The sequence below is a fragment of the Advenella mimigardefordensis DPN7 genome (assembly GCF_000521505.1).
GTDB lineage: Bacteria > Pseudomonadota > Gammaproteobacteria > Burkholderiales > Burkholderiaceae_B > Advenella > Advenella mimigardefordensis.
Genome location: NZ_CP003915.1, coordinates 4,637,991 through 4,659,050 on the forward strand (window position 1 = coordinate 4,637,991; position 21,060 = coordinate 4,659,050).

Genomic DNA, 21,060 nt, shown 5'->3' on the forward strand with positions numbered 1-21,060 from the left:
CGCGCCCCGGAAATCCGCAGCCCGCTGGCGACCGCTCGCTTCAGCCGCCAGGGCTATACCCATCGGGCAGCAGAAACAGGCTGGGCTTGCGGGAAATGATGTATTCAAAGGCTTCACGAATATCGGCCACCACTGCATTGCGGGCGGCGTCGGCATCGCCGCGCTGCAGTGCGCCGATCATGGCCCGATGATGCGCCACGGCCACCTGCTCACGGGTACGAGGGGACCCCTGACGCAGATCGTAGTTCAGGATGGGGCCAATGCGCAGCCACATGCTTTCTATCATCTGAAACAGCACCGGCATGGCGGCTGCTTCATAAATGGCAAAGTGAAACTGCTGGTTCAGGCTGACCAGTTCCTGTGTATCGGCCTGCGGCTTGGCCATTTCCCGGGAGAGCGTGTCATTGATCCGGGAGATGTCCGCCAATAGCGTTGCGCTGGCCTTGCCGGCCGCTTCTGCAATCGCCATCCCCTCGATTTGATAACGGATGCGGGTAATTTCCATAAACGTCTCTACCTTCAGTACGGGCACCCGCACCGAGCGGTTCGGCGTCACCTCCAGCGCATGATCGGCCACCAGGCGGGAGAAAGCGTCGCGTACCGGCATCATGCTCACCCCAAGGGCCTCGGCGGTCTTGCGGATCGACAATTGCTCCCCGGGCATGACCCTGCCGCTCCACAGTATCTGTTTGATCTGTTCCAGAACGGATGCACTCAGGGTTTGCCGACTGGTCGTGCTCTCTGTTTCATTTTTCATATAAGGGTAATTACCAAGGTTTTTTCTGTGATCACAGTTGTTATAGTTTACTTATATCAACAACAACATACTTCTGCAACCGCAGTGTATAGGAGACAGGATGAAATCAACAACACGACTGCTTGCCGGGTGCGGCGCGCTGGCTGCTGCGTCACTGGCGCATGCAGCAGGTGGAATATCGGACAATGAAATCCGCATCGGCTTCATTACCGATATGTCCGGTGTGTATGCCGATACCGACGGCCCCGGTGGCACTGTGGCGATCCAGATGGCGATTGACGAAGTCGGCGGCGTCATCGACGGCAAGAAAATCACGCTTGTGACGGCCGACCACCAGAACCGCGCCGATCTGGCCGCCTCCAAGGCACGCGCCTGGATCGACCAGAATAAAATCGACGTGATCATCGGCGGCACCAATTCAGCCACCACGCTGGCCATCGCCACCGTAGCGGCAGAAAAACACATTCCGCTGATTTCTGTCGGCGCCGGTGCCACTGCCATTACCAATGAATACTGCACCCCCTACACCGTGCACTATGCCTACAACACCCGGGCTACGGCGTATGGCGTTGCTTCTGCCGTGCTCAAACAGGGCGGCAAGGACTGGTTCTTCATTACCGCCGATTATGCTTTCGGTCATGCCCTGCAGAAAACCGCGTCGGACGTGGTCAGCCAGTCGGGCGGCAAAGTCATGGGCAGCGTCAAAGTCCCCCTCAGCACAGCAGATTTCTCATCCTACATGCTGCAAGCCCAGTCTTCGGGCGCCAAAATCCTGGGGCTGGCCAATTCGGGCAATGATTTCATTGCCTCGGTCAAGGCTGCCAACGACTTTGGCGTGACCTCCAGCATGCGACTGGCTGGCCTGCAGGTGTATATCAGCGATATCCATGCGCTGGGGCTGGAGCCAACTCAAGGTATGTATCGCACTGCCCCCTGGTACTGGGATCAGGACGAACCGTCCCGCACCTGGTCGCAGGCTTTTATGAAAAAGCACGGCGCCATGCCTACTTTCAATCAGGGTGGTGATTACTCAGCCGTCAAAACCTACCTGAAAGCGGTGACCGCCAGCGGCACCGACGATGGCAAGACTATTATGGACTGGTTCAAATCCAATCCGATTGAAGATTTTTATATCAAGAACGGCAAAGTTCGGCGTAACGGCCTGCTGGTGCATGACATGTTCCTGCACGAAGTAAAGAAACCGTCAGAATCCAAGGGTGAGTGGGATTACTTCAAAGTATCGGCCACCATCCCGGGTGAAGAAGCCTACGGCCCCGAGTCCGAAGCATCCTCGTGCAAGCTGTAAACACTGCCTTTTATCTCATCACCGGGGGCGATCCGGCATGGCCCTGGGCAATCACCAGCCTGGCCCATGCCTGGCCCCCACTTCCAGCGGAACCCCTGTCATCGTGAATGTCCCTTCCCTTCCTTCAGTCAGTATTATCGGCAGCGGCCTGATCGGTCAGGCCTGGGCAGTTGTCTTTGCCCGCGCCGGTTGCGTTACGACGCTCTGGGACGGCAATCCCCAGGCCGCGCAGCAGGCGGTGACGCTGATCGAACAGCAAATGCAGACGCTCGCCCGCTACGGCCTGGTTGACGATGTCGTCGGCGCCATGGCGCACATCCGGGTCGCTGACAGCCTGGAAGCGGCCGTTGCCCAGAGCGACTATGTGCAGGAAAACCTGCCCGAAGTACTGGACATCAAACTGGATATATTCGCCCGGCTGGACGCCGCCGCCCCGCCGCACGCTATTGTGGCCAGCTCCACCTCGGGTATTCCGGCTACGGCCTTTACCGAAGATCTGGCCGGTCGTGCCCGCTGTCTGGTGGCGCATCCGGTGAATCCGCCGTCGCTGATCCCCGTGGTAGAACTGAGCGGCGCACCATGGACCAGCGAACAAACGCTGGTGCGCACCCGAGCCATCATGGAGGCCGTAAAACAGAAGCCGGTGACGGTGTTGCAGGAAATTGATGGTTTTATTCTGAACCGCCTGCAGGGCGCCCTGCTGCGCGAAGCCTTCCGTCTGGTCGAGCAGGGATATGTCTCGGTGGAGGACCTGGACACCACGGTCAGTCATGGCCTGGGACTGCGCTGGTCATTTATGGGACCGTTCGAAACCATCGATCTGAACGCACCCGGGGGCATCCGCGACTATGCCCAGCGTTACGGGCCCCTTTATCAGGAACTGGCCAAAACGCAGGTGGATACCGAACCCTGGTCGAACGCACTGATCGATCGCGTCACGACAGCACGCCGGGCCGATCTGCCTGAAGACAAACTGGCTGCGCGGCGTGCCTGGCGTGACCAGCGGCTGATGGCGCTGGCCGCCCACAAGCTGCAGCAGCTCAACAAAACCGAGGTGCCGGACGCCGACTGACCCTTTCCGAACAAACGGCGTCGCGCTGCGGTAATGACGCCCCCCGGACGCCTCTGCACAGACCTTTAACACTCGCGCAACATACTTTCTGAACCTGGATACGACCCTTATGAGTACGAGCAAAACACCCCATAAAGTGATTATTACCTGCGCTGTAACCGGCGCAATTCATACACCCAGCATGTCTGCACATCTGCCGGTGACCGCCGAACAGATTGCCGACGACGCCATTGCCGCAGCCCGCGCCGGCGCAGCCATCCTGCACTTGCACGCACGCGACCCGAAAGACGGCCGCCCTACCCAGGACCCGGAATTTTTCAGGCCATTTCTGGCCCGCATCAAGGCAGAAACCGATGCGGTCATCAATATCACCACCGGCGGCAGCCCGCACATGACGGTCCAAGAGCGCATGCGCCCGGCCACTACCTTCAAACCCGAACTGGCTTCCCTGAATATGGGCTCCATGAACTTCGGCCTGTACACCATGCTGGACCGCTTCAAGGAATTTAAGCATGAGTGGGAGCGCGAACACCTGGAAAAAAGCCGCGATCTGGTGTTCAAAAACACCTTCAAGGATATTGAAACCATTCTGCGACTGGGCAATGACAACGGTACGCGTTTTGAATTCGAATGCTATGACATCAGCCACCTGTATAACCTGGCCCATTTCATGGATCGCGGTCTGGTCAAGTCACCGCCATTCATTCAATCGGTATTCGGTCTGCTGGGCGGTATCGGCCCACACCCGGAAGATCTGATGCATATGCGACGCACGGCCGACCGGCTGTTCGGGCAGGACTACCAATGGTCTATCCTGGGTGCGGGTCGCAATCAGATCCCGCTGGCCTCCATGGGGGCCAGCATGGGTTCCAACGTCAGGGTCGGTCTGGAAGACTCTCTGTGGATTGCACCGAAGCGGCTGGCCGAATCCAACGCCGATCAGGTCTCACAAATCCGCCAGGTGCTCGAAGGCCTGAACCTGCAAATCGCGACCCCCGACGAGGCACGCGAGATCCTGCAATTGAAGGGTGCGGCCAATGTCAGCTTCTAAAGACCAGGGTAAGGGTCAGCGCCCGGCGCGGTTCTCGCTGGACGGGCAGCTTGCGCTGGTGACCGGCTCCAGCCGGGGCATCGGTCTGGCCAGTGCACGTGCGCTGGCCGAGCAGGGAGCCCGGGTCATTATCAATGGCCGATCGGCGGATACGGTCGCGCAGGCGGCAAACCGTCTGCGCCAGGACGGGCTGGAAATCATAGAGGCGCCATTTGACGCAGCGGATGTCCAGCAATCGATCGCGACGGTTGACCGCCTGATTCAGGAACATGGCCCCGTCCGGATTTTCATGGCCAACGCCGCCATGCAGCATCGTGAAAGCCTGCTGACTTTTCCCCAGGAAAAGTTCGAAGAAGTACTGTGGCTCAATCTCACGGCGCAGTGGGCACTGGGTCGCCATCTGGCCAGCCATATGGTGCAGCAAAAATACGGACGCATCATCGTGACCGGCTCGGTCACGGGCCTGCAGGGACGCAAGGATATTTCCGCCTACACCATTGCCAAGGCCGGCCTGCATGCACTGGCCCGCCAATGGGCGGTGGAACTGAGCCCGCATCACATTACCGTGAATGCAGTTGCTCCTGGTTATATTGCCACTGAGTTCAATGAGGCACTGCAAAAAGACGAACACTTCAACCAGTGGCTGTTTGATCGCGTGCCCCAGCAAAAGTGGGGCAGCCCGGACGATATCGCCAGCGCGGTATGCTATCTGGCGTCGCGGGAAGCGTCGTTTGTCACCGGTCAGACGCTGGCCGTAGACGGCGGCTTTACCATCGCGCTGTAGATGGCCGGGCGGCACCCGACCACATCAGACCAATATCTGACCGACCTGCACGTGGTGCTCAGCGGACAATATCTCCCCTGAGCGCCACGCCCGTCACAAATGCGCCGGCATGACACTCGTAATTGACCGTACTCGCATTCACGTTCTTCTTGTAATAGCTCACGATATTACTCACCCCGGTGCCGCCAAGTTCTTTGGCCCGCTGCTGTAACTGTTTATAGGCAGACAGAAAGGCCCAGACGCACGCCTTTTCATCACTCCCCTTGCCGACCCGGCTGGTTTTCTTGTTGGTCACCGCATCGGCCAGAATGACCTGACCTGGCCCCCTGCGTCCGAACGTCATTTTAATGGATGGGTCCACGATGCCTGCCGCTTCCGGGGCGGTCAGCGCCTGCGTGATGGGCAAATCGTAGCGCGTATCACGGGCATGCGCCTGTGTACTTGCCACTGCCAGCACGGCGGTGAAACATACGATTGAAATTTTACCGGGCATTGCATTTCTCCTGAGCAAAATGTTAGAAACCACTACACTGCCGTGTGGCAGAATGTGACAACAATCAGCCAACCTGAAACGACCTGAATCCAACTGCGACATATGTCACCTGTACAACGGCCGCAAGGACCCGAATGTGTACTATATTTCTGAATCTCCCTGCGAAGCGGCGTTGCTGTCATTTGGCCCTGGAGCCAGGCACCACGCATCGCCATTGGCTGCGGATTTTCGTTTTGGAACAGGATATGTTTCATCTTGTCACACAAAGAAACATATTATAATAATTTTTCTTTCAGTCAACACTCTGAAATTAATGACTTCACATGCTCGCCTTTGAATTGACCATCTCCGAACAGCACGCTCTGGCTCCCGGCTTATCGACCGCGGCGCAGTGGGCTCAGTGGCTGCGGGCAGATGGTCCTCGGGAAAAAGAGCACAACCGGGCACAGAACCCGCAAGAGGCGCCGACGCTCAGTTTTCTGCCGGCCATGCAGCGTCGAAGGCTAAGCCCGCTATCCCGATTGATTTTTGCCACGGCCTGGCCCATTCTGGAAAATCATCCGCAATGCCCTGTGGTGTTTTCATCGCGCAACGGCGAAATCAACCGCAGCTTTCAGCTACTGATTGAACTGGCCAAAGGTAACGGCGTGTCCCCCACCTCTTTTGGCCTGTCGGTACATAACGCCATTGCCGGCCAACTGGCCATCCATCACGGCAATTACGCCGAACAGTCGGCCATTTCCGCTGACAGCAATGGGCTGGAAAACGCCCTGCTGGACGCCTGGCTTATGCTGCAGGATGGGGCCGGGCAGGTACTGGTGCTGTATGCCAACGATCCGCTGGACGGCCAGTATCAGGTTCGTATTGAACGAGAGCCGTTTGCACTGGCCTGTGCACTGCTTGTACAAAAGGGCTCAGCGTGGAGGCTGTGCCAGGACGCCCGCCCCCCCGCGAATGTGCCGCTGAATGAAGACGGCTGCGCCGGGGTGTGTGCCAGACTGCTCAGCGGTGAATCGCAGTGGGCGACCCACACCGGCCGACCGCCGGCCTGCTGGACATGGACACGCCAGACATGAGCCGAATCAGCGCATTCCTATGGCATAAATGGCGCTGGCTGGCCATTGCCAGCGGCTATGTCGTCTTTGGTCTGTTTGGCATTATCCTCAAAGTCGTGCTGCTGCCCTTCACCAGCGGCCTGCTGGATCAAACCCGAATAACAAATCAAAAACGGGCGCGCAGCATTATTCAATTTTTGTGGCGCCAGTTCCTGCGTTACGTCCGGCTCATTGGCGGGTTCAATTACCGCTTCCCCGAACAAAGCCGGCTGGGCCGCCCCGGACAGGTGATTATCGCCAACCACCCGTCATTGCTGGATGTGGTCTTCATGCTGGCACACGCCCGGCAGTCCAATTGCATTGTCAAGCAAGGCCTGCTGGACAACCCCTTCCTCAATAGCGCCATCCGTGCCTGTGGTTTCATCCCCAATAATGGTTCTCCCGAGGTCATCGACTATGCCGTCGCTGCCTTGCAGGGCGGGCAGTCGGTCCTTATTTTTCCCGAGGGGACGCGCACCGGCGATGACAATGTGATCCGCTTTCACCGCGGCGCGTGTGCCATCGCCCTGCGCGGCGCAACGGTAATCACCCCTGTTATAATTCGGATGCATCCTCGTTGCTTTAAACGTAACCAGCCGTGGTATCAGGTCCCGTATGAAAAAGTTAATTATGAATTCATCATCGGCGATGACATTGATCCGGCTCAGTGGAAAGCGGGAAAACATATGCCTGCGGCAACCCGGCAACTGAATGCCCATCTACAGACTTATTTTGAACGAGAACTACAGAAATGACCACAGCGCTCAATCTGGAAATCAAACAATTAATTATCTCCAGCCTCGGACTCGAAGACATTACACCAGAAGAGATCGAAGACAGCGCCCCGCTATTTGGTGAGGGGCTCGGCCTTGATTCGGTTGACGCTCTGGAGCTGGGTCTGGCCCTGCAAAAGCACTTTGGCATCCAGTTCAATACCAAAACACAGAATTTGCGAGAACATTTCACGGACATCAATACACTTGCTGCGTTTGTTAATGATTTGAAAAATAATCCACATACCTGAGGTGCTACCATGAACCCATCAGACCACATCTATCAGACGCTCAAGACCGCACTGGTGGAACTGTTTGACATTGAACCCGAGCGTATCCGGCCTGATGCCGATCTGTACACTGATCTGAACATCGACAGCATCGACGCTATCGATCTGATTGATCATATCAAGCGTGTCACCGGCCACAAGCTGCTGGCAGAAGATTTCCGTAATGTACGCAAGGTGCAGGATGTCGTTGATGCCGTAAGCCGCAAGCTGACCACGGCATAAAGGAAGCGGGCCGGTGTCGAGTCGATTGCCGCGCAGTGCCTTGCGCCTGTTCAATCTGCTGGTATTGCTAAGCCTGGCTGCCTATCCGTTTCTGGTCTATTACGGCAGGGAGCGCATCGGTGTCCTGTGGATGACCGTCGGTCTGCTGCTGCTCTGGGGCGTTAAAAGCCTGCTCAGCCGGCAACGCTGGCAACAAATCGTCGCCCTGTCACTGCTGGTATGCGTCGCCCTGTTCCGGTTTGCAGACATGCCCGGCTTCCTTTACTTTTATCCGGTCGTCATCAATCTGGTGCTGCTGGCGGTCTTTGCCGGCAGTCTGTTTACCCGCATGACGGTCGTCGAACGCATCGCTCGCAGCCAGGAACCGGATCTGCCCGCGTCGGCCGTGTCATACACCCGGCAAGTGACAAAAATCTGGAGCGTCTTTTTCGTTCTGAACGGCAGCACGATCTATCTGCTGTGGCAAGCTGGTTTCCTGCATGCGTGGTCACTATATACGGGCTTTATCTCCTATGTACTGATGGGGCTGCTGTTTGCCGGGGAATGGATTTACCGTCGTCATTACAAACGGAAGCATTCAGCATGAGTGACGCCACTAGCGGTATTCTGTTACCGTTTCCCCATACCGATACACTGGTTGCCACACGTCCGGCCATGCGCCGTGCGCAGTTCGAGGCCATTATCAATCAACTGCACCAGCATTTACGGGATCGCGCCTGCACGCGTGCCGCCCTGTGGTTTGACGATACCGCCCTGTTCAGTTGTGCCCTGCTGGGCTGCTGGGCTGCTGGCGTTCAGGTCTTGCTGGCACCGGATGTGCTGGGCGATACCCGCTCCTGGGTACAGGCTGATGCAGACTTGTGGATCACCGATAATGCGCTGCCCGACCCGGCCATACCGGTCTTGCGGCTCGATACCCTGGCCCGGTCGCTCTCTTGCCCGCAACAACGCGACATGCAGGCCAGCACCGAGACGTCAGGTCTGTTCCAGACGCGACCCGAGGGCCTGTTTCTGCCGCTGCCTGCCGATGCCGTTGCCTTTTTGCGTACCTCCGGCTCCAGCGGCGCCCCGCGCATTATCCGTAAATACTTCAGGCAGCTGCACGCCGAAGCCCTTACCCTGATTCGTACCTGGTCGCTGCATGCATTGCCGGCAACGCTGATTGCCAGCGTCAGCCACCAGCATATGTACGGTCTGACCTTTCGCGTGATGGTACCCTTGCACGCCGGTCTGGTACTGGACCGAATGCCGTCGCGTTACCCGGAAAGCCTGGCCGAACAGACGCAGATGTACGAGCAGTGTATCTGGATTACCAGTCCCGCCCTGCTGCAGCGCCTGCCTGACAGCCTGCCCTGGTCCACGTTGCAGCCACGACTGGCTCGCGTGGTATCGGCCGGCGGCGTACTGGCAGAAGCCACCCGCGAACACCTGCTGCAACGCCAATGGCCCCTGCATGAAATTTACGGCAGCACGGAAACCGGTGTCATTGCCACGCGCCATGAGCAGGCAACCTGGATAGCGCTACCCGGCGTCAGTCTGGAAACGGACAGCGAACACCGGCTGGCGGTGTGTTCCCCCTGGACCGACGGCACCGAACAAACGGCAGATGTTATCAGTCACCAAGACGCCAACAGCTTCATACTGCTGGGCCGCGCTGATCGCATCCTGAAACTGGAAGACAAGCGCATTTCCCTGAGCCGGGTGGAGCAGGCCGCCCTGTCCCATCCCTATGTCAACGACATTCATTGTGCGCCCAGCCCGCTGGGGGGCCGCCTGTGCGCGATGGTTGAACTGTCGGCCGAGGGCATCGCCGCCTTCAGACAACACGGGCGACGCCACGTGGTCCGGGCAATTTCGGCCCTGCTGCGCGAGGCGGTAGACCCGCTGGCCGTCCCCCGTCACTGGCGGTTTCCGTTAACGTTGCCCCGCAATGCGCAATCGAAAATCACCCGGCAGCACGTGCAGGACTGCTTCACCCAGACGGTACGCGCGCCGCAGTGGGAACAAGGCGCAAGCGATACAGCGGCAAACCCGTCAACGCGGCCTTCCGCAGCACCATCGGAGACCCCAGCTACACCCCACACCTCATCAGAGCCCCCTTCGGCGTCCTCTACACAGACGCCGCCAGCGGACTCGTCGGCCCCCCCCTTGCAAACGGCTTCCGGCACCGAATGCTGCCTGAGCGCCCGCGTTCCCATGGATCTGGTCTATTTCCAGGGCCATTTTCCTTCGTTTCCGCTGGTTCCCGGTGTGGTGCAGCTGGGCTGGGCGCTGGAGCAGGCCCGGGCGCGCAAGCTCTGCAGCGGCACCACTGAACGCATTGAAAATCTGAAATTCCAGCATTTTCTGCGCCCCGCCGATCCTTGCACAATGACGTTAAAATGGGACGATAGCAAACGCAAGCTGTATTTCACCGTAAGGACCGGCACGACCATGACCGCATCCGGGCGTATTGCCTTTGTCGACTCAGCCTGAACCGGACTCTTTTTTGGAACCTCTGCCATGCCAACGCGACCCTCAACCCATAACGCCAATCGCAACGTACGACGTTAAGTACTATGAATCGCACCATTGCCCTGATACCCTTCTACAACCACCCGGACACCATTGAATCGGTAGTCGGGCAGTTGCGTCGTCACGGGCTGCCGGTGCTTATTGTCGATGACGGCTCCGATGCCCCCTCGCGCGTCGTGCTGGACAGGCTCAAAAGCTGGCCACAAGTGCATGTGCATCACCAGCCCGTCAATGGCGGCAAGGGCAGCGCCGTCAAGACCGGCTTCACACTGACCCACGCAATGGGTTACACACATGCATTGCAGGTGGACGCCGACGGCCAGCATCATCTGGACGACATTCCCGCCTTTCTGGCCCTTTCCGAACAGCATCCCGAGGCCGCCATCTGCGGGCGACCGGTATACGGCGATGACATTCCGACCGCAAGGCTGCACGGGCGCAAGGTAAGCCTGTTCTGGGTCCATTTGCAGACCCTGTCTCGCTCCATTCCCGACGCCCTCTGTGGCTTTCGCCTCTACCCGCTGGCAGCGGTCCGGTTTGTTGACAACACGCCGTATCTGGGCAACTGGATGGATTTTGATCCGGAAATCCTGATGCACCTTTACTGGCGCCAGACACCTTTACGCTGGATCCCGACCCGCGTCTCCTACGCGGCCGACGGCATCTCGCACTATCGTATGGTGCGCGACAACCTGCTTATTACCCGCATGCATACACGCAGTTGCCTGCATATGCTGCCTTTTCTGCCCTCGCTGTTGCGGCGCGCTTTCACCAAAGGTGACGCATGAGTGAACATTGGGCCACCAAACAGGAACGTGGCAATCTTTTTGTGCTCAGGCTGCTTGCCCGGCTGATCCGATACTGCCCCATGTGGCTGCTGGCCATTCTGTCCCGTTTGGTCGTACTGTACTTTTTCGTGACCTCGCCCGCCGAGCGGCGCAATATTGCCCGGTATCAGCAACATTTACAGTCATGGTCGGGCAAGTCCGATCTGCTGCCTGCCTTTGCGCCGGTTTACCGGCAGTTTGTTGCTTTCGGGCAGGCGCTGGTTGATCGTTTTGCGGTCTGGCAGGGCCGGTTGCGCTACGAGCATATCGTTGTTGAAGACCCCGATGGCATTCACAAGCAAATGCTCTATGCACAGGGCCGCGGCCAGATACTGATCTGCTCGCATCTGGGCAATACCGAAATCAGTCGCGCCCTGGTGTCGCATCACAAGGGCCTCGTGCTCAATATCCTGATTCACAGCAAACATGCCCGGAAGTACAACGCGGTGATGGCCGACCTGGGCGCCGACAACGATATCCGCCTGTTGCAGGTGACCGAACTGGACATCGATACCATGATGATGCTGCAACAACGGGTGGACAATGGGGAATGGATTGCCATTGCGGCGGACCGCGAACCTGTGCGTGGCGAAAAAGTGGTCCCGGTCTCATTCCTGGGCGAGACCGTTGCCTTCCCGCAGGGGCCCTGGCTCATGGCCGGGCTGCTCAAGGCCAGCGTCAATACGCTGTTCTGCATTCGCCAGCAGGGTCGCTACGCCCTGCATATCAAACGCATGAGCGATCGTATTCAGTGGACGCGCCATGACCGCGATGAAGTAATCCGCTTGTGGGTGCAGCGCTACGCGCAACAACTGGAACAGGTATGCGTCAAAGCGCCGCTGCAATGGTTCAATTTCTATGATTTCTGGAAGCACAATGACTAAGCACCCGGGCCTGAGCATTTGCGTGCCTATGACCGTTCCGTTTTTCGATGTGGATGCGCTGCACATCGTCTGGCACGGACATTACGTGAAATATCTGGAAATTGCCCGCTGCGCCCTGCTCGACAAACTGGGTTACAACTACGATACCATGCGTGCTGCCGGCTATGCCTGGCCGGTGGTGACCATGCAACTGAAATATGTACGTCCCGCCGTCTTTGGTCAGAAGATATTGATCGATGCCCACATTCGCGAATGGGAGTCGCGCCTGCGCATTGCGTATTTGATTACCGACGCAGACTCGGGGGAGCGCCTGACCCAGGCCGAAACCACTCAGGTGGCGGTATTGCTGGAAACCCGCGAAATGCAATTCGAGACCCCGCAAGACTGGCAACACATCATTCGCCAGGTCATGCAGTCAGAAACCTGAATATTAGTAGAGAGTATGCCTTTTATGCCTGCCATCAAGTCCCTCTTCTTCCTGTCACGCCTGACTTTCCTGCTGGTTCTGACCCTGCTGTGCCATGCGGCACAGGCCTTTTCGCTGCAAGACCTGCAACAGCAACTGGCGGCCCATCAGACGGTACAGGGCGACGTGCAGCAAAAACGTTTCCTGCGCTCACTTGAACAACCGCTACTGAGCCAGGGCAGCTTTGTCATGGCAGCCGACAAGGGCCTGCTTTGGGAAACGCGCAGCCCGATAGCCAGCGTGATTCGCATCACACCGAAGGGCATGATGCACCAGGACAGTGCAGGACAGTGGCAGCCACTGCAACAACAAGGGGCAGGCAGCCAAACCCAGATCCGGCTCTTCATGGATCTGCTGTCGGGCAACACCCGCAGCCTATCGGGACAATTTACACAAACCCTGCAGGGCGACGCCCAGGACTGGACCCTGACGCTGGACCCGACGTCGTCGGTGTTAAAGCAGATTTTCCAGCGCATTACGATCCGCGGCGCACGCTCGATCGAACAGGTGACGCTGGCTGAGACCCAGGGCGACAGGACGGAGATCCTGTTTTCCAATGTGCGCATCAATCAACCCCTGCCTGCTGACGCCCAACATGCGCTGGAACCCTGAACGAGGCTGGGCAGCCCTTTACGTACTGGGGCTGCTCGGTCTGCTGCTGTATTCGGCCTGGCAACTGGCGTATCGGCAACCGGTACATACCGATTTGCTCATGCTGCTCCCTCCTGATGGGGCGCAAAGCACAGTGCAAACCCGAGCGCAGGACAACATTCGGCAGACCCTGAACCGACAGATTATTGTGCTCACCAGCGCCACCGACCCGGCCCGGGCTCTGGCTGCCGCACAAAAACAGGCGCAGCAATGGTCCGCCAGCAGGTTATTCGACCGCGTAGATCTGCAGGTCGCCGCCGATCTGGAGCCATTACGCCAGCAATTGCGTCGCATGGACCAGGCCGGCCTGCCACAACAGGCGCGGGAAGCACTGGCCCGCGACCCGCAGGCCTGGTTTGCCCGGCGCGCCCAGCACATCATGTCACCACTGGGTGAACAGACCTTGGTTGCCGCTGACCAGGACTGGCTCGGGTTTGCTGCCCGGCTGTCAGGCAAGCTTCAGTCCATCTCTGCCGTGCACTACGATATCGCCAGCAACACCATGCAACTGGAGGCGGACAATCGCATCTGGTATGTCATGCGCGCGCAACTGGACGCCGCGGACCGTAGCGGTCGCGACGAACAGTTGCTGGCGCTGATCGACCAGACCCGGCAACAGGCAGCAAGCCAGGATGTTCAGGTGCTGATGGCCGGCGGCGCCATTTACAGCGCACACGGCAAAGCCGAAGGTGGCCAGGAAAGCACCTGGATGAGTCTCACCGGCAGTATGCTGACCATCCTGTTTCTGCTGCTCATGTTCCGCTCCGCCCGCATTCTTCTGCTGGCACTGCCGGTCGCGGCCGGCCTGCTGGGCGGTTTTGCCGCCTGCGTTGCCCTGCTGGGTTCCATTCATATTCTCACACTGATTATCGGCACCAGCCTGGTCGGGCTGGTCGTTGACTTTCCGCTGCACTGGCTCAGTCACGCCACCCTGGATGCCCGCTGGCAGCCATGGCCAGCCGTCAGGCGCGTATCCCGTCCGTTTATCATCAGCCTGGCGGTGACTGTTACCGGCTACCTGTTCCTGCTGCTCACACCCCTGCCGATCCTGCAGCAGACTGCGGTATTTTCCTCAGCTGCGGTCATCAGTACGTTCCTGTTTACGCGCCTGCTGCTGCCGGCCCTGTTCAACCACTGGCAACCGCGCCCCACGCCGGGGCTGATGCCGCTACTGGACCGCCTGCGCCGCAACATACGCAGCACCGGCGAGCGCATCCGCCATACTCCCCTGCTGGCACTCCTGGTGCTGGCCGTCACCGGCAGCGGACTGTATCTGAGCAACTGGCACGACGACATCCGTAACTGGGTCAACACCCCCCAGCCGCTACTGACTCAGGCGATGGAAGTGGGCCGCCTGACCGGCATTGAACCTACCAGCCAATATTTCATTGTGCAGGCGATCGATGAGGAAAGCCTGCTGCGAACCGAACAGCGCCTGACAGCCAGACTGGATCCCCTGATCGCCCAGGGGCAATTGCGCAACTACACCGCCCTGAGCCAGTGGATCAACCCGGTGAGCGAACAACAGGCACTTAACGCCACGCTGGCCACACTGGCACAGCAACCCCAGGCGTGGGCGCCACTACGCGCACTGGGCGTACCGGACAGCGCCGTGCGCACCGAACTCCAGCGCCGTCAGGCGCAGCCGGCGCTGACCATAGAACAATCGCTGCAAGGCACCCTGGCTGAACCCTGGCGCGCCCTTTGGCTGGGACGCGACGAACAGGGCCGGCCCAGTAGCATGGTGACCATGAATGGCTTACAGGACCCGGCCGTACTGCCCGCGCTTATCCAGAATATCCCGGGTGTAACACTGGTCGACCAGCGCAGTCATATCAATCGCCTCTTTGCCCAAACCCGCCTGGAAGCCATCCTCCTGAAACTTCTGTCGTATACAGTGGGATTTCTTATCCTGTATCGCGTCTTCGGCACCCGGCCTGCCTTGCGAATTTTACTGGTGCCGCTATCGGCCTCGGTGACGGTCATGAGCCTGTCGGGCCTCGTCGGCATCCCCCTGAACCTGTTTTGCATTTTCGGCCTGCTGCTGGTGACGGCCATCGGCATTGATTACGCCGTCTACGCCTATACGCCCACGCTGCCTGCCGAAGAAAAGACGGCCGGGATCTTCATGACCTCGATCACCACCATGATCACCTTTGGCCTGCTGTACTTCAGCTCCACACCCGCCGTGGCTACGTTTGGCCTGAGCGTGGTGCTGGGCGTGCTTTGCAACGTAATATATACTTTCTGGTACATGCGATCCTTTCTGACACCCGAATCTGAATCCTGAATGAGTTGTCATTTATGAACACTTCCCAGTTACCCTCCAGTACAGACATCGCCATTATCGGCGCCGGGCCGTCCGGTTCCGTTGCCGCTGCCCTGCTGCGTCAGCGCGGCTGGCAGGTGTGTGTGCTTGAACGTCAGCATTTCCCACGGTTTTCCATCGGTGAAAGCCTGCTGCCTTACTGTATGGAAATCCTCAAGGAGGCCGGTCTGCTGCAGGCCGTCAATGAGGGCGACTTCCAGGTCAAAAATGGCGCGGCCTTCACCTGGGGCGATCGGGAAAGTGTGATTGATTTTCGTGACAAATTCACCGCCGGACCGGGCACCACCTATCAGGTAGAACGCGCCCGCTTCGACCACATTCTGATCCAGGAGGCGGAACGCAAGGGCGCACAGGTCTGGTTCGGCCATACTGTAAACGCAATCACCACCGCAGCGGAGCACGCCACACTCTCGGTCTCGACCGACCAGGACGAATCCTATACGCTGCGGGCCCGTTTCGTGCTGGACGCCAGCGGCTACGGACGCGTGCTGCCCCGCCTGCTGGATCTGGAACAGCCATCAGACTTCCCGGTGCGTGAGGCCTGGTTCACCCATATCCAGGACAATATCAGCGATCCCGATTTCGACCGCGAGAAAATCATTATTGCCACCCATCCGCAGGACCGCGCCATCTGGATGTGGCTGATTCCCTTCAGCCATGGCCGCTGTTCCATCGGCGTGGTGGGCGAACCCAGTCACCTGGCGATGAACGAGCGCGAACCCCTGCCGTTTCTGCAGGATATGGTCAATGCAATCCCCCGGCTGCGTCATCTGCTGGCCAATGCACAATGGGATACCCCGGTGCGGCCGCTGCGCGGCTACTCGGCCAACGTCACCAGCCTGTATGGTGAGCGCTATGCCCTGCTGGGCAACGCCGCCGAGTTTCTCGACCCGGTGTTCTCCTCGGGCGTCACCATTGCCATGCACTCGGCCAAACTGGCCACTGCGCTGGTGGACAAAACCCTGCGCGGACAGGCAGCAGACTGGCAAAAAGACTTTGCCGACGCCCTGCGTGTCGGCATCGACACCTTCAGAACCTACGTTGCCGGTTGGTATAACTGCAGCTTTCAGGATGTTATATACTCCAAACACATCAACCAGGATATCCGGCGCATGATTGCCGCCATCCTGGCCGGGTATGCATGGGATACCAGCAACCCCTATGTTGAAAAATCAGAACGGCGCCTGAAGGCGCTGGCGGAGATATGTGGTGAAGCGCAACTGGATACCTGATCGCGGCCTTGCCGGTGCCTGGCTGGGCATGTTGCTGGTGTTGCTGGCCGGTTGTGCCGCCACATCGGTCCTGCCACGCCAATACAGCCAGCCCGCACAGGTTCAATCCTACAAACTCAGTCTGGTCACAGCCCCGGGCCAGACCGAAGATAGCCTGCTGATTGTGCAGCCTGAAGCCGGGGGCGCCAGCCGCTGGATCCAGACCAATGCCCTGGGCGCGCCGCTGGCCCGCCTGTCACTGCGCGATGACCAGTGGACCACCGATGGCTTTGCACCGCCCAATGCCCGCGCACGCCAGCTGTTCGAAGCGATCATCGCCGCCCGCATGCCCCAGACACAATGGCACCAGGCCTATCCCGGCATCAACATCAACAAGACCGATGGCAGCGACGGCCCCGTCTACGCCTTCAGTCGTCAGGGACACCTGCTATGGTCGCTGGTATTGCCACCTGTGCCACCCGTGCCCGGCGCGCAGGGAACGCGTACAGCCGGCAGTTCCGCGCCGGCCCCGGTAACCGGCATTACGCTGCCCGACCATAGCCAATGGAATCTGACCCCGCTATCTGCCATACCATGAGAAGTTATCTAAGCCCGCCCGCCACGGTCAGCGCATTGGGGCTGACCTTTGCAGACACCATGCAGGCACTGTTGAATACCACCGTTACGCCACTGGCGCCGGAAACCCAATGGGTGCCGGGCAAGACGATCTATACCGCCCGCCCGTCAGTCGCGCCCCCACCACTGCCAGCAGGCACGCCGCCGCATTTTGACACCCATAACAACCGCCTGCTGTGGCAGGCAGCCAGTCAATTGCAGACACGCATCGAACACGCCCGTACGCAGTATGGCGGGCAGCGAATCGGGGTCATTATCGGCACCACCACCACCGGCGTAGACGATAACTACCCGGCCTTTCAGGCCTTCGCCCGCGACGGGCATTGGGACCGTGACCTTTACCAGCACGAGCGCCAGCTGCTGTCGGCCCCTGCCGACTTTCTGGCACATCATTTCGGGCTGAGCGGCCCGGTGTACAGCATCTCGACTGCCTGCACGTCGGGCGCCCGCGCCATTATCACGGCGCATCGCCTGCTGGCCAGCGATCTGTGCGACGCCGTGGTCTGCGGCGGGGTCGATTCACTGGCCCACCTCACGATCAATGGCTTTGACTCTTTGCAGGCACTGTCAGCAGGAATTGCCAATCCCTTTTCGGTCAACCGCGACGGCATCAATATTGGCGAGGCCGCCGCGCTTTTTGTGATGACCCGGCAAGAGGGCGATGGCCTGCCGCTGCTGGGCTACGGCAACAGCGCCGACGCCTGGCACATGTCGTCACCCGACCCCAAGGCCACAGGCGCCATTCTTGCCATCCGCCAGGCGCTGGAAAACGCCGGGTGCAAGGCGGAAGATATCGGCTGGGTCAATCTGCATGGCACGGCCACTGAACTGAACGACAGCATGGAAAGTCTGGCCATGGCAAGCTGCTTTGCACAGGGCGTTCCCTGCACCAGCACCAAACCACTCACCGGCCACACCCTGGGGGCGGCCGGGGCGCTGGAAGCGGCGCTGCTGTGGGGCGTCATCGACGGCCGCCACAATCCCGAGGGAAGACTGCCGGCGCAACACTGGGACGGGCAGGCAGATCCGGCCCTGCCCAGCATCGCGCTTACAGACAGCCAATCCACATGGCAAAAGCAGCCGCGCATCGGCATGAGCCTGTCCTTTGCCTTTGGTGGCAATAATGCCGTTCTGATACTGGGGCAAGCCTGACCATGCAGACCCCCATCCGCCATCTTGCACCCTTGCTGCCCCACGCCGGCAAAATGATTTTGCTTGACGAGATCACCACATACTCCGACTCACACCTGCAGGCCCTGACCCGCATCGGGCCGGATCACCTTTTTCTGGACGAGAGCGGCCAGTTGCCCATGTGGTGTGCGATTGAAATCATGGCACAGGGCGTGGCCGCACTGGCCGGCTGTCATGCCTGCGATGCAGGCCAGCCGCCAAAACTGGGTTTTCTGCTGGGCAGCCGACAGATTGACATTCTGCGTCCCAGCGTGGCGCAGGGCAGCCTGCTCTGCGTAGAGGTTGAAGCGTCTACACGGGACGAGGCCAGCGGCTTCGGCGTCTTCGACTGCCGCCTATCCCTGCTGGAGAACGATGATGCCGCCGGCGCCGACTTCGCTGCCGGGGGTGCAGCTCAGGTCGCGCACAGCGTCACAACCCACATCGCAGCCGAACCAGGCGCGGCGCACGCACAAACCGTAGCCACCGCCAGATTGAGCGTATTCAGCCCTCCCGATATTGAACGCTACTTACAGGAACAAACAGCATGACCGCTTCCCGTATTTTTGTCACCGGCTCCAGCCGGGGCATAGGCAAAGCCATTGCCCTTGATCTGGCGCAGGCCGGCTTCGATATCACTTTGCACTGTCGCCAGCGGCGGGACGAAGCCGAACAGGTTGCCCAACAGATTCAGGCCCTGGGCCGGGCAGCCGACATTCTGCAGTTCGACGTGTCCGACCGTCAGGCCTGCAGACAGACGCTGGAAACCTATCTGGACAGCCACGACGCCTTCTATGGTGTGGTCCTGAATGCCGGGCTGACGCGTGATAACGCCTTCCCAGCCTTCTCCGATGAAGATTGGGACCAGGTACTGGACACCAACCTGGGCGGGTTTTATAACGTACTGCACCCGCTGATCATGCCGATGATTCGTCGGCGCAAGCCCGGGCGTATCGTCTGCATGGCCTCGGTATCCGGGCTGATCGGCAACCGCGGACAAGTCAACTACAGCGCCTCCAAAGCCGGCCTGATCGGCGCCGCCAAGGCGCTGGCCGTGGAACTGGCTAAACGGCGCATTACCGTCAATTGCGTGGCGCCCGGCCTGATCGATACAGAAATGCTTGACCAGCAGGTGCCGGTAGAGGAAATTCTGAAAATGATTCCCGCCCAGCGCGCCGGTCATGCCGAAGAAGTCGCTGCCGCTGTCACCTTCCTGATGTCGGAGAAAGCCGGCTACATCACCCGCCAGGTGCTCTCGGTCAACGGAGGGCTGTGCTGATGAAACGTGTGGTAGTAACGGGCGTGGGCGGCATTACCGCACTGGGCAATAACTGGCCGCAGATCCGGCAGGCGTTCACAGAGAAACGCAGCGCCGTGCGCACTATGCCCGAGTGGGATCGCTATACCGAGCTGAATACCCGACTGGGCGCGCCGATTGTCGACTATCACTGCCCGCCACACTGGCAACGCAAGCAGTTACGCAGTCTGGGCAGGGTCTCGCAACTCTGTGTTGACGCCGCCGAACGGGCGCTGAGCGATGCCGGCCTGCTGGGCGATCCGCTGATCCAGTCCGGCGCCATGGGTGTGGCCTGCGGGTCGTCCACAGGCAGTACCGAAGACGTGCGGGCGCTGGCGGCTCTGCTCATGCACGGTGAATCGCATGGCGTCAATGCCAACACCTACGTTCGCATGATGCCGCACACCACGGCCGCCAACATCGGTATTTTCTTCGGACTCAAGGGACGTGTGATCCCTACTTCCAGTGCCTGCACCTCCGGCAGCCAGGGTATCGGCTATGCCTACGAAGCCATCAAATACGGACTCATTCCGATGATGCTCGGCGGCGGCGGTGAGGAACTGTGCCCCAGCGAAGCCTATGTGTTTGACTCCCTGTACGCCACCAGCCAGCGCAACAACGCGCCGCAAACCTCGCCCCGCCCCTATGACCGGGATCGCGATGGGCTGGTGATCGGCGAAGGTGCCTGCATGTTCGTGCTGGAAGAGCGCGAACACGCCCTGGCGCGGGGTGTGCGCATCTACGCAGAGATTGTCGGCTTTGGCAGCAATTCGGATGGTGCCCATATCACCCGACCCCAGTCCGACACCATGCACAGGGCCATGACCCTTGCGCTTGAGGATGCAGATATCCACGCCGAACAGATCGGTTACATTAACGGCCATGGCACGGCAACCGAACAGGGCGATATCGCCGAATCCCATGCCACGGCCGCATTATTTGGGGAACACGCAGCCATCAGTTCGCAAAAAAGTTTTCTGGGTCACACCCTGGGCGCCTGCGGTGCACTGGAGTCGTGGTTCTCCATTGAAATGATGCACGACCGAGCGTTCGTGCCTACCCTGAATCTGGAACATGTGGATCCACGCTGCGCGCAACTGGACTACCTGCAGCATGACTGGCGCACCATTGATACCGAATATGTGATGAATAATAATTTTGCTTTCGGTGGCATCAATACCTCGCTGATCTTCCGCAGGCAGGCCTGAGGGCGGCAACCGTTGCAACGGGCCG

General features: G+C 59.4%; 23 protein-coding genes. 21 read left to right on the plus strand and 2 right to left on the minus strand.

What is annotated here, in order from left to right:
- Positions 1 to 40 precede the first annotated feature (40 nt).
- On the minus strand, positions 41 to 757 hold the full coding sequence (locus MIM_RS21290; RefSeq protein ID WP_025374773.1) for a GntR family transcriptional regulator: 717 nt from the start codon (positions 755 to 757) through the stop codon (positions 41 to 43).
- Positions 758 to 857: 100 nt separating this feature from the next.
- Between MIM_RS21290 and MIM_RS21295 the strand changes: the two genes are divergently transcribed.
- From MIM_RS21295 to MIM_RS21310, 4 genes are all read left to right on the plus strand, one after another.
- Complete coding sequence (locus tag MIM_RS21295; RefSeq protein WP_025374774.1) at positions 858 to 2,063, plus strand: ABC transporter substrate-binding protein; 1,206 nt, start codon at positions 858 to 860, stop codon at positions 2,061 to 2,063.
- Between the two features lie 37 nt (positions 2,064 to 2,100).
- The gene (locus MIM_RS21300) at positions 2,101 to 3,135 is read left to right on the plus strand and encodes a 3-hydroxyacyl-CoA dehydrogenase (RefSeq protein ID WP_025374775.1); all 1,035 of its coding nucleotides are present in this window, start codon (positions 2,101 to 2,103) and stop codon (positions 3,133 to 3,135) included.
- Between the two features lie 109 nt (positions 3,136 to 3,244).
- On the plus strand, positions 3,245 to 4,186 hold the full coding sequence (locus MIM_RS21305; protein WP_025374776.1) for a BKACE family enzyme: 942 nt from the start codon (positions 3,245 to 3,247) through the stop codon (positions 4,184 to 4,186).
- A complete protein-coding gene (locus tag MIM_RS21310) occupies positions 4,173 to 4,970 on the plus strand; it encodes an SDR family NAD(P)-dependent oxidoreductase (RefSeq protein ID WP_025374777.1) in 798 nt (265 codons plus the stop codon). Before MIM_RS21305 ends, MIM_RS21310 begins: the two co-directional genes overlap by 14 nt.
- A gap of 58 nt (positions 4,971 to 5,028) precedes the next feature.
- Here the strand turns inward: MIM_RS21310 and MIM_RS21315 are convergent, their stop codons facing one another.
- On the minus strand, positions 5,029 to 5,463 hold the full coding sequence (locus MIM_RS21315; protein WP_025374778.1) for a hypothetical protein: 435 nt from the start codon (positions 5,461 to 5,463) through the stop codon (positions 5,029 to 5,031).
- A 323-nt stretch (positions 5,464 to 5,786) separates the two neighbouring features.
- Here MIM_RS21315 and MIM_RS21320 point away from each other — a divergent pair, with 323 nt between their 5' ends.
- The 17 genes from MIM_RS21320 to MIM_RS21400 all read left to right on the plus strand — a co-directional run bounded on the left by MIM_RS21320 (position 5,787) and on the right by MIM_RS21400 (position 21,035).
- Positions 5,787 to 6,539 carry a beta-ketoacyl synthase chain length factor gene (locus MIM_RS21320; RefSeq protein WP_025374779.1) on the plus strand — a complete coding sequence of 251 codons (753 nt, stop codon included), beginning with the start codon at positions 5,787 to 5,789 and terminating at the stop codon, positions 6,537 to 6,539.
- Positions 6,536 to 7,312 (plus strand): lysophospholipid acyltransferase family protein, encoded by a 777-nt coding sequence (locus tag MIM_RS21325; RefSeq protein ID WP_025374780.1) that lies wholly within the window; start codon positions 6,536 to 6,538, stop codon positions 7,310 to 7,312. Before MIM_RS21320 ends, MIM_RS21325 begins: the two co-directional genes overlap by 4 nt.
- The gene (locus MIM_RS21330; RefSeq protein ID WP_025374781.1) at positions 7,309 to 7,581 is read left to right on the plus strand and encodes a phosphopantetheine-binding protein; all 273 of its coding nucleotides are present in this window, start codon (positions 7,309 to 7,311) and stop codon (positions 7,579 to 7,581) included. The genes MIM_RS21325 and MIM_RS21330 overlap by 4 nt, the downstream gene beginning before the upstream one ends.
- Positions 7,582 to 7,590: 9 nt before the next feature.
- A complete protein-coding gene (locus tag MIM_RS21335; protein WP_025374782.1) occupies positions 7,591 to 7,842 on the plus strand; it encodes an acyl carrier protein in 252 nt (83 codons plus the stop codon).
- 13 nt (positions 7,843 to 7,855) lie between these two features.
- Complete coding sequence (locus tag MIM_RS21340; protein WP_222836903.1) at positions 7,856 to 8,428, plus strand: COG4648 family protein; 573 nt, start codon at positions 7,856 to 7,858, stop codon at positions 8,426 to 8,428.
- Positions 8,425 to 10,317, plus strand: coding sequence for an AMP-binding protein (locus MIM_RS21345; RefSeq protein WP_025374784.1), 1,893 nt, complete (start codon positions 8,425 to 8,427; stop codon positions 10,315 to 10,317). The genes MIM_RS21340 and MIM_RS21345 overlap by 4 nt, the downstream gene beginning before the upstream one ends.
- Before the next feature lie 83 nt (positions 10,318 to 10,400).
- On the plus strand, positions 10,401 to 11,144 hold the full coding sequence (locus MIM_RS21350; RefSeq protein ID WP_025374785.1) for a glycosyltransferase family 2 protein: 744 nt from the start codon (positions 10,401 to 10,403) through the stop codon (positions 11,142 to 11,144).
- Positions 11,141 to 12,067: an LpxL/LpxP family acyltransferase gene (locus MIM_RS21355; protein WP_025374786.1), complete on the plus strand. Its 927-nt coding sequence runs from the start codon at positions 11,141 to 11,143 to the stop codon at positions 12,065 to 12,067. The genes MIM_RS21350 and MIM_RS21355 overlap by 4 nt, the downstream gene beginning before the upstream one ends.
- Positions 12,060 to 12,494, plus strand: coding sequence for an acyl-CoA thioesterase (locus MIM_RS21360; protein ID WP_025374787.1), 435 nt, complete (start codon positions 12,060 to 12,062; stop codon positions 12,492 to 12,494). The genes MIM_RS21355 and MIM_RS21360 overlap by 8 nt, the downstream gene beginning before the upstream one ends.
- A gap of 15 nt (positions 12,495 to 12,509) precedes the next feature.
- Positions 12,510 to 13,145 (plus strand): outer membrane lipoprotein carrier protein LolA, encoded by a 636-nt coding sequence (locus MIM_RS21365; RefSeq protein ID WP_052342359.1) that lies wholly within the window; start codon positions 12,510 to 12,512, stop codon positions 13,143 to 13,145.
- Positions 13,090 to 15,474 carry an MMPL family transporter gene (locus tag MIM_RS21370; protein ID WP_052342360.1) on the plus strand — a complete coding sequence of 795 codons (2,385 nt, stop codon included), beginning with the start codon at positions 13,090 to 13,092 and terminating at the stop codon, positions 15,472 to 15,474. Before MIM_RS21365 ends, MIM_RS21370 begins: the two co-directional genes overlap by 56 nt.
- Before the next feature lie 14 nt (positions 15,475 to 15,488).
- Positions 15,489 to 16,745: an NAD(P)/FAD-dependent oxidoreductase gene (locus MIM_RS21375; protein WP_025374790.1), complete on the plus strand. Its 1,257-nt coding sequence runs from the start codon at positions 15,489 to 15,491 to the stop codon at positions 16,743 to 16,745.
- Positions 16,723 to 17,322, plus strand: coding sequence for a DUF3261 domain-containing protein (locus MIM_RS22315; RefSeq protein ID WP_052342361.1), 600 nt, complete (start codon positions 16,723 to 16,725; stop codon positions 17,320 to 17,322). Before MIM_RS21375 ends, MIM_RS22315 begins: the two co-directional genes overlap by 23 nt.
- On the plus strand, positions 17,319 to 18,512 hold the full coding sequence (locus MIM_RS21385; protein ID WP_025374792.1) for a beta-ketoacyl-ACP synthase: 1,194 nt from the start codon (positions 17,319 to 17,321) through the stop codon (positions 18,510 to 18,512). Before MIM_RS22315 ends, MIM_RS21385 begins: the two co-directional genes overlap by 4 nt.
- A gap of 2 nt (positions 18,513 to 18,514) precedes the next feature.
- Positions 18,515 to 19,081 (plus strand): ApeP family dehydratase, encoded by a 567-nt coding sequence (locus tag MIM_RS21390; protein ID WP_052342362.1) that lies wholly within the window; start codon positions 18,515 to 18,517, stop codon positions 19,079 to 19,081.
- The gene (gene fabG, locus MIM_RS21395; protein WP_025374794.1) at positions 19,078 to 19,809 is read left to right on the plus strand and encodes a 3-oxoacyl-ACP reductase FabG; all 732 of its coding nucleotides are present in this window, start codon (positions 19,078 to 19,080) and stop codon (positions 19,807 to 19,809) included. The genes MIM_RS21390 and fabG overlap by 4 nt, the downstream gene beginning before the upstream one ends.
- Entirely contained in the window at positions 19,809 to 21,035 is a 1,227-nt protein-coding gene (locus MIM_RS21400; protein WP_025374795.1) for a beta-ketoacyl-ACP synthase, read from the plus strand. The genes fabG and MIM_RS21400 overlap by 1 nt, the downstream gene beginning before the upstream one ends.
- Positions 21,036 to 21,060 lie beyond the last annotated feature (25 nt).

Coding starts and splice junctions, on each gene's coding strand:
- MIM_RS21305 (WP_025374776.1), top strand. CDS start 3,245: ATGAGTACGAGCAAAACACCCCATAAAGTGATTATTACCTGCGCTGTA.
- MIM_RS21320 (WP_025374779.1), top strand. CDS start 5,787: ATGCTCGCCTTTGAATTGACCATCTCCGAACAGCACGCTCTGGCTCCC.
- MIM_RS21385 (WP_025374792.1), top strand. CDS start 17,319: ATGAGAAGTTATCTAAGCCCGCCCGCCACGGTCAGCGCATTGGGGCTG.
- MIM_RS21375 (WP_025374790.1), top strand. CDS start 15,489: ATGAACACTTCCCAGTTACCCTCCAGTACAGACATCGCCATTATCGGC.
- MIM_RS21345 (WP_025374784.1), top strand. CDS start 8,425: ATGAGTGACGCCACTAGCGGTATTCTGTTACCGTTTCCCCATACCGAT.
- MIM_RS21400 (WP_025374795.1), top strand. CDS start 19,809: ATGAAACGTGTGGTAGTAACGGGCGTGGGCGGCATTACCGCACTGGGC.
- MIM_RS21310 (WP_025374777.1), top strand. CDS start 4,173: ATGTCAGCTTCTAAAGACCAGGGTAAGGGTCAGCGCCCGGCGCGGTTC.
- MIM_RS21330 (WP_025374781.1), top strand. CDS start 7,309: ATGACCACAGCGCTCAATCTGGAAATCAAACAATTAATTATCTCCAGC.
- MIM_RS21370 (WP_052342360.1), top strand. CDS start 13,090: ATGTGCGCATCAATCAACCCCTGCCTGCTGACGCCCAACATGCGCTGG.
- MIM_RS21390 (WP_052342362.1), top strand. CDS start 18,515: ATGCAGACCCCCATCCGCCATCTTGCACCCTTGCTGCCCCACGCCGGC.
- MIM_RS21315 (WP_025374778.1), bottom strand. CDS start 5,463: ATGCCCGGTAAAATTTCAATCGTATGTTTCACCGCCGTGCTGGCAGTG.
- MIM_RS21365 (WP_052342359.1), top strand. CDS start 12,510: ATGCCTTTTATGCCTGCCATCAAGTCCCTCTTCTTCCTGTCACGCCTG.
- MIM_RS21350 (WP_025374785.1), top strand. CDS start 10,401: ATGAATCGCACCATTGCCCTGATACCCTTCTACAACCACCCGGACACC.
- fabG (WP_025374794.1), top strand. CDS start 19,078: ATGACCGCTTCCCGTATTTTTGTCACCGGCTCCAGCCGGGGCATAGGC.
- MIM_RS21335 (WP_025374782.1), top strand. CDS start 7,591: ATGAACCCATCAGACCACATCTATCAGACGCTCAAGACCGCACTGGTG.
- MIM_RS21300 (WP_025374775.1), top strand. CDS start 2,101: ATGGCCCTGGGCAATCACCAGCCTGGCCCATGCCTGGCCCCCACTTCC.
- MIM_RS21360 (WP_025374787.1), top strand. CDS start 12,060: ATGACTAAGCACCCGGGCCTGAGCATTTGCGTGCCTATGACCGTTCCG.
- MIM_RS21295 (WP_025374774.1), top strand. CDS start 858: ATGAAATCAACAACACGACTGCTTGCCGGGTGCGGCGCGCTGGCTGCT.
- MIM_RS21290 (WP_025374773.1), bottom strand. CDS start 757: ATGAAAAATGAAACAGAGAGCACGACCAGTCGGCAAACCCTGAGTGCA.
- MIM_RS21355 (WP_025374786.1), top strand. CDS start 11,141: ATGAGTGAACATTGGGCCACCAAACAGGAACGTGGCAATCTTTTTGTG.
- MIM_RS21325 (WP_025374780.1), top strand. CDS start 6,536: ATGAGCCGAATCAGCGCATTCCTATGGCATAAATGGCGCTGGCTGGCC.